Source organism: Ruegeria sp. D7, from assembly GCF_056534355.1.
Genome location: NZ_JBQFPG010000026.1, coordinates 1 through 2,500, shown reverse-complemented (window position 1 = coordinate 2,500; position 2,500 = coordinate 1). Strand labels below are relative to the sequence as shown.

The 2,500-nt window shown below is 54.4% G+C and carries 1 tRNA gene and 2 rRNA genes (1 of these 3 cut by a window edge); all 3 read left to right on the top strand.

The features are described from left to right. Window positions 1-1,952: ribosomal RNA gene (locus tag ACRZ9U_RS20825) — 23S ribosomal RNA — on the top strand; it begins 875 nt to the left of the window's first position. 187 nt (window positions 1,953-2,139) lie between these two features. Beyond that, a 5S ribosomal RNA gene (gene rrf, locus ACRZ9U_RS20820) occupies window positions 2,140-2,254 on the top strand. Between the two features lie 123 nt (window positions 2,255-2,377). Beyond that, window positions 2,378-2,454 (top strand) — tRNA-Met (locus ACRZ9U_RS20815). Window positions 2,455-2,500: the final 46 nt, after the last annotated feature.

Here is a 2,500-nt window from a genome sequence, read left to right as displayed (position 1 = left end):
GGGGGGTAGAGCACTGGATGGGTAATGGGGCCCCACAGGCTTACTGATCCTAACCAAACTCCGAATACCCGGGAGTACTAGATGGCAGACACACTGCGGATGCTAACGTCCGTAGTGGAGAGGGAAACAACCCTGACCTACGACTAAGGCCCCCAATTCATGGCTAAGTGGGAAAGCAGGTGGGACGACCAAAACAACCAGGAGGTTGGCTTAGAAGCAGCCATCCTTTAAAGATAGCGTAACAGCTCACTGGTCTAAATAAGTTGTCCTGCGGCGAAGATGTAACGGGGCTCAAGCCATGAGCCGAAGTCTAGGGATGCGTAAGCATCGGTAGCAGAGCGTAGTGTGACATAGTCTCATTCCTCCTTCATGCCTTCGGGCAGATTGGAGGAGAGAGGCTTTCGATGAAGCCGGGGCGTGAGCCATCCGGTGGAGAGATCACTAGTGAGAATGATGACATGAGTAGCGACAAAGAGTGTGAGAGACACTCTCGCCGAAAGTCCAAGGGTTCCTGCTTAAAGCTAATCTGAGCAGGGTAAGCCGGCCCCTAAGCCGAGGCCGAAAGGCGTAGGCGATGGGAACTAGGTTAATATTCCTAGGCCAGGAGGATGTGACGGATCACAGGTGTAGTTCAATCTTATCGGATTGATTGGGCTGCTGAGTGGTTCCTGGAAATAGCCCTCCATCAGACCGTACCCTAAACCGACACAGGTGGACTGGTAGAGCATACCAAGGCGCTTGAGAGAACGATGTTGAAGGAACTCGGCAAAATACCTCCGTAAGTTCGCGAGAAGGAGGCCCGGTTCCTAGGCAACTAGGGGCTGGGGGCACAAACCAGGGGGTGGCGACTGTTTATTAAAAACACAGGGCTCTGCGAAGTCGCAAGACGACGTATAGGGTCTGACGCCTGCCCGGTGCCTGAAGGTTAAAAGGAGAGGTGAGAGCCTTGAATTGAAGCCCAGGTAAACGGCGGCCGTAACTATAACGGTCCTAAGGTAGCGAAATTCCTTGTCGGGTAAGTTCCGACCTGCACGAATGGCGTAACGACTTCCCCGCTGTCTCCAACATCGACTCAGCGAAATTGAATTGCCTGTCAAGATGCAGGCTTCCCGCGGTTAGACGGAAAGACCCCGTGCACCTTTACTACAGCTTCGCACTGGCATCAGGATTGTGATGTGCAGGATAGGTGGTAGGCTTTGAAGCGGAAACGCAAGTATCCGTGGAGCCTCCCTTGAGATACCACCCTTCGCACTCTTGATGTCTAACCGCGGTCCGTTATCCGGATCCGGGACCCTGCGTGGCGGGTAGTTTGACTGGGGCGGTCGCCTCCTAAAGCGTAACGGAGGCGCGCGAAGGTTGGCTCAGAGCGGTCGGAAATCGCTCGTTGAGTGCAATGGCAGAAGCCAGCCTGACTGCAAGACTGACAAGTCGAGCAGAGTCGAAAGACGGCCATAGTGATCCGGTGGTCCCGAGTGGAAGGGCCATCGCTCAACGGATAAAAGGTACGCCGGGGATAACAGGCTGATACTGCCCAAGAGTCCATATCGACGGCAGTGTTTGGCACCTCGATGTCGGCTCATCTCATCCTGGGGCTGGAGCAGGTCCCAAGGGTACGGCTGTTCGCCGTTTAAAGAGGTACGTGAGCTGGGTTTAGAACGTCGTGAGACAGTTCGGTCCCTATCTGCCGTGGGTGTAGGAGACTTGAGAGGAGTTGCCCCTAGTACGAGAGGACCGGGGTGAACGATCCACTGGTGGACCAGTTGTCGTGCCAACGGCAGTGCTGGGTAGCTATGATCGGACAGGATAACCGCTGAAGGCATCTAAGCGGGAAGCCCCCCTCAAAACAAGGTCTCCCTGAGGGCCGTGGAAGACCACCACGTCAATAGGCCGGAGATGTAAGCGCAGTAATGCGTTCAGTTGACCGGTACTAATCGCCCGATAGGCTTGATTTGATCCAGTAATGGAAAGACAAGACCAAAGCATACACTGACCTTGAGTTGGATAACGTCGCAGCGCCAAGCCGCGATGTTGGTTGATTATATAACCGAGTGGCAACGCGCCTTTTGCAAGCAAAAGACGCTGCCTGCCACCTCGTCGCTTTCTTGCAAAGCAAGAAAGTCGACATGGGCTTTTCCTCGGTTTGGTGGTCATAGCGCAAGTGAAACACCCGGTCCCATCCCGAACCCGGAAGTTAAGCACTGCCGCGCCAATGGTACTTGGGCTTAAGCCCCGGGAGAGTAGGTCACCGCCAAACCTAGAAAAAGCCCACAGTCTCTCAAACACGATGAAAAGAACACTACCCGGTCTCAAGTAGCCGAATAGGCGCTAGACCAACACAAGACCTCAAGTAGCGTAAGCGATAGGTCACTTAAAGTGTCGCGGGATGGAGCAGCCCGGTAGCTCGTCAGGCTCATAACCTGAAGGTCGCAGGTTCAAATCCTGCTCCCGCAACCAACTTTAGAAAATCCCAGAGCAGCCCGCGCAGACTACAATTGATCAC